6 protein-coding genes are annotated in these 4,370 nt (G+C 66.7%); all 6 read left to right on the forward strand.

The window, feature by feature from the left end; all coding sequences use genetic code 11:
- A partial coding sequence (locus tag A5736_RS10280) for a metal ABC transporter solute-binding protein, Zn/Mn family (protein WP_175611240.1) occupies positions 1 to 586 on the forward strand: 586 nt, incomplete at its 5' end.
- Positions 587 to 1,468 carry a metal ABC transporter ATP-binding protein gene (locus tag A5736_RS10285; RefSeq protein ID WP_083667299.1) on the forward strand — a complete coding sequence of 294 codons (882 nt, stop codon included), beginning with the start codon at positions 587 to 589 and terminating at the stop codon, positions 1,466 to 1,468.
- Positions 1,465 to 2,382 (forward strand): metal ABC transporter permease, encoded by a 918-nt coding sequence (locus A5736_RS10290; protein WP_076246002.1) that lies wholly within the window; start codon positions 1,465 to 1,467, stop codon positions 2,380 to 2,382. Before A5736_RS10285 ends, A5736_RS10290 begins: the two co-directional genes overlap by 4 nt.
- Positions 2,379 to 3,269: a metal ABC transporter permease gene (locus A5736_RS10295; RefSeq protein WP_083667301.1), complete on the forward strand. Its 891-nt coding sequence runs from the start codon at positions 2,379 to 2,381 to the stop codon at positions 3,267 to 3,269. The genes A5736_RS10290 and A5736_RS10295 overlap by 4 nt, the downstream gene beginning before the upstream one ends.
- A 24-nt stretch (positions 3,270 to 3,293) precedes the next feature.
- Positions 3,294 to 3,707 (forward strand): Fur family transcriptional regulator, encoded by a 414-nt coding sequence (locus tag A5736_RS10300; RefSeq protein WP_083667303.1) that lies wholly within the window; start codon positions 3,294 to 3,296, stop codon positions 3,705 to 3,707.
- A 57-nt stretch (positions 3,708 to 3,764) separates the two neighbouring features.
- The coding region (locus tag A5736_RS10305; RefSeq protein WP_076246004.1) for a LamB/YcsF family protein at positions 3,765 to 4,370 on the forward strand (606 nt) is incomplete at its 3' end.

Here is a 4,370-nt window from a genome sequence, read left to right on the forward strand (position 1 = left end):
GCGCATGGTGGTCAATGTCGGCGACACGGTCGGGGTCGGTGGGGGCGGCAACCCGCATCAGTGGTATTCGCCCGACGCGGTCACCAAGGTGGTCAACGCGATCACCGCCGCCTACAAGAAGGCCGACCCGAATGACTCGGGATATTTCGATCAGCAGAATCAGCAGTTCCTCAATCAGGGCCTGTTCAACTACCGCAGCGCGATTGCCACGATCAAAGCGAAGTACGCCGGGACGCCAGTCGCTGCAAGTGAATGGATCTTCTCCCCGCTCTCGGATGCGTTGGGGCTCAACCTGATCACGCCACCGGAATTCCTCAAGGCGATCAGTGAGGGCACCGACCCATCGCCGGCTGACAAGGCGACCATCGACCAGCAGATCGCGACCAAGGCGATCAAGGTATACGTATTGAACAGCCAAAACAGCAACCCAGATCTGCAGGCCCAAGTCGACGCAGCCAGAAAACACGGCATTCCAGTCGCTACCGTGACGGAGACGTTGTCGCCGGCGAACGCGTCGTTTCAAGAATGGCAGTCCACCCAGCTGTCTGGCCTGGCCGATGCTCTGCACGCCGCGACAGGAAAGTAGATGACCCGTACCGTTCCCGGCCATGCCGGCGAGCAAGCCCCCCCATCGTCGGTGGCCGAAGGGCTCGCGGTCCAAATGCGCGGCGCCTCGGCCGTCGTTGGCGGGAAGACCATCTGGTCGAATGTGTCCCTCGATATTGCTCCCGGAGAATTCGTCGCGGTACTCGGACCTAATGGCTGCGGAAAGTCGACGCTGCTAAAGGTGCTGCTGGGATTGACGCCATCGCGCGGCGAGGTTGAAGTGCTCGGTGAGCGTCCCGGCCGGCGAACCAACCGGATCGGGTATTTGCCGCAGCGGCGTGCATTCGACGCCAGCGTGCACATCCGCGGCATCGACGTGGTGTCCCTCGGATTGGACGGCGCCCGCTGGGGAACGCCTGTGCCGTGGCTGACCCGGCTGCTGGCTCCACGACGGTTCGCCGAACGGCAACGACGGCTCGAGCACGCTATCGAGGCGGTCGGCGCCACCAACTACGCGCAGCGCCCGATCGGCCGCTGCTCCGGTGGTGAACAGCAGCGGCTACTGATCGCGCAGGCCCTGATTCGGCGGCCGGAACTGCTATTACTCGACGAACCACTCGACAGCCTCGACGTGCCCAGCCAGGCCGGCATCAGCGCTCTGGTGCGCGACATCTGCCGCCGGGAACGCGTCGCAGTGGTCATGGTGGCCCACGACGTGAATCCGATCCTTCCTTACCTCGATCGCGTCGTGTACATCGCCCGCGGGTCGGCCGTGACCGGAACGCCCGAGGAGGTGATCACCCCCGGCAAGCTCAGCGCGCTCTACGGCGTCCCCATCGACGTGCTCCATGACGGGGCCGGGCGCGTTTTCGTAGTCGGCCAGCCCGACATTCAGCCGCACACCGCAGGGGCGGGTGGATGAACCCGCAGTTGACCTGGAATTTGATCACCGACGTGCAGGAGATGTTGGCCTACCCGTTTATGGTCACCGCGCTGCGCGCCGGCACCGTTGTCGCCGTCGTCGCTGGTGTTGTCGGGTGGGTAATGGTGCTGCGCAAGGAAAGCTTCGCCGGCCACACCCTGGCGGTCGTCGGTTTCCCTGGTGCCGCCGCGGCGGCCTGGCTCGGGGTGGCCACCGGTTACGGGTACTTCGCGGCCTGCATCGGGGCCGCGGCAGTGATTGCGCTGCTGCGCGCGCCGAGCCGAGGGGGCGGCCTGGGCAGCTTAAGTCAGGAATCCGCTGGGATCGGCACGATTCAAGCCCTCGCACTGGCGACCGGGTTCCTTTTCGTCAGCCTCTATCACGGATTCTTGTCGGGATTGACCAGCCTGCTGTTCGGCACTATTGCGGGGGTCAGCTCCCAGCAACTTGAAGTTCTGCTGATCGCCGCACTGGCATGCTTGACCGTGCTGGCCGCGATCGGGCGGCCACTCCTGTGGGCCTCAATCGACCCCGACGCCGCTGCCGCCAACGGCGTCCCGATTCGACTCGTCGCCACGCTGTTCCTGCTGGTGCTCGGGGTAACCGCGGCCGGTGCCAGCCAGATCACCGGCAGCCTCTTGGTGTTCGCGCTGCTGGTAGCCCCGGCGGCAGCCGCCTTCCACTTCACCGCCCGTCCCGCGATGGGCATTGCCATCTCGGTCCTGATCGCGGTCGCCGTGACTTGGGCCGGGATCGGCTGCGCGTTTTATTCGCCGTATCCGATCGGGTTCTGGGTGAGTAGTTTCGCGTTCGGCATCTATCTGCTGGCCGCCGGATACCGCGCGAGCGTCGAGCGGACCCTCCAGCGGATCGACCGCGGGCACTCCCAGGCTCGCCCCTCGGTGGCGGCATGACGATCATCGACGGGCGAGCCAGCGCGTCAGGGCCGCTGACCGGTTTCGCGAACATGCTGGGCCAGCCCTTCATCACCCACGCGCTGGTGGCCGGGACCGCGGTGGCGGTGGTGTGCGGGCTGGTCGGCTACTTCCTCGTACTGCGCGGCCAAGTATTCGCCGCCGACGCACAGGGACACATCGCTTATACCGGCGCCATGGCGGCGCTGGTGGCCGGGCTGGACCCGCGCGTCGGATTGTTCGCCGCAACCATCGTGGCCGGAGTCGCCCTGGGCATAATCAACCGGCGCGGCGCCGACGACGTCGCGATCGGCTCGTTTTTCTCCTGGATACTCGGGTTGGGCGCGCTGTTCTTGACCTACTACACCACCCACGGCAGCGGCAATAACGGCACGGCGAACGTTAATGTCTTGTTCGGCAGCATCTTTGGGATCGATGACCACGCGAGGACCACGGCGGTGGCTGTCGCCGCCGGATTGGGCGTCGTGCTGCTTGTGATCGCCCGACCGCTGCTGTTCGTCACAGTCGATCCAGCCGTCGCCCAAGCCGCCGGCGTCCCGAGCCGGCTGCTGAGCACGCTTTTCTTGGCGGTTGTCGGCACCACAGTCGCCGAAGCCACCCAGATCATGGGCGCGCTTGTCGTGCTCGGTCTGCTCGCTGCGCCAGCCGCCGCAGCGGCGCGGCTGACGACCCGGCCCTGGCGCGGATTCTGGCTGTCCGCGGTCTTGGCCACGGCGGCGATCTGGATTGGGGTCACCATCGCATATGCCATTCCCGCGGCGCCGGCCACCTTCACCATCATGAGCACGGCCGCCGCGATCTACCTCGTCGCTGCCGTGACACGTGGCCGAGACCGCCAGCCGCGGCTTGCATTGGCGGCGCACTAACGCAGGAAATCCAGGAGCGCAACGATGTCCGCGGCGCGGATGCCACGCCAGACCCGAGTGACCGCCCAGCAACGAGCAGTGCTGGACCTCCTGCGTCGCAGCGACCGCTTCCGCGGTGCCCAAGAACTCCACGTTGATCTCCATCAACGCCGCGGCGTCAGGATCGGACTGGTGACGGTCTACCGGATCCTGCGCGCGTTCGCCGACATGAAAATCGCCGAAACCCAGCGCGCCGAAGACGGGGAGGTCCTCTACCGGCTTCGCACCACTCCCGAGCACCGCCACTACCTACTGTGTCGGCAGTGCGGGCGCGCGATCGGATTCACGGCCGGCGAAATCGAGCACCTCACAAGCCAACTCGCCGAGCAAAACCGCTACACCAACCTCGCCCACCAGATCGACTTCTACGGAACCTGCCCACGATGCACCGAAACCTGAACACGGCCGAGAAGGCCGGCGGCAGACACCCGGCTAACGGCCCAATAAGCTAGGCGGATGGCCGGTATCGACCTGAACGCCGATTTGGGCGAGGGCTTCGGCGTCTGGCGCCTCGGGGACGACGACGCCATGCTCGGCATCGTCACGAGCGCCAACGTGGCGTGCGGCTTCCATGCCGGCGACCCCGCCGGCCTGCTGCGGGTATGCCGCCTGGCCGCCGAGCGCGCTGTGCGCATCGGCGCGCAGGTCAGCTACCGGGACCTGGCCGGCTTCGGCAGGCGGTTCATCGACGTCGCGACCGAGGACCTCGTCGCCGACGTCGTCTACCAGATCGGCGCGTTGCAGGCGATCGCGCAGGCGTCCGGCTCGACGGTGTCCTACGTGAAACCTCATGGCGCGCTGTACAACACGATCGTGACCAACCGTGAGCAGGCCGCCGCCGTCGCGGAGGCGGTACGCCTGGTCGACGCCGAGCTGCCGGTGCTGGGCATGGCGGGCTCGGCGTTTTTCGACGAAGCCACCCGCGTCGGGTTGCGCACGGTGGCCGAGGCGTTCGCCGATCGCGCCTACCGCCCGGACGGCCAGCTGGTTTCCCGTCGCGAACCGGGTGCGGTGCTACACGACCCGGCGGCAATCGCCGAGCGCGTGCTGACAATGGTGACC

The sequence above is a fragment of the Mycobacterium sp. SP-6446 genome (genome assembly GCF_001954045.1).
Taxonomy (GTDB): domain Bacteria; phylum Actinomycetota; class Actinomycetes; order Mycobacteriales; family Mycobacteriaceae; genus Mycobacterium.

Bases quoted from the DNA above. Each gene is read 5' to 3' on its own strand.
- A5736_RS10300 (WP_083667303.1), top strand. From the start codon at position 3,294: ATGTCCGCGGCGCGGATGCCACGCCAGACCCGAGTGACCGCCCAGCAA.
- A5736_RS10295 (WP_083667301.1), top strand. From the start codon at position 2,379: ATGACGATCATCGACGGGCGAGCCAGCGCGTCAGGGCCGCTGACCGGT.
- A5736_RS10290 (WP_076246002.1), top strand. From the start codon at position 1,465: ATGAACCCGCAGTTGACCTGGAATTTGATCACCGACGTGCAGGAGATG.
- A5736_RS10285 (WP_083667299.1), top strand. From the start codon at position 587: ATGACCCGTACCGTTCCCGGCCATGCCGGCGAGCAAGCCCCCCCATCG.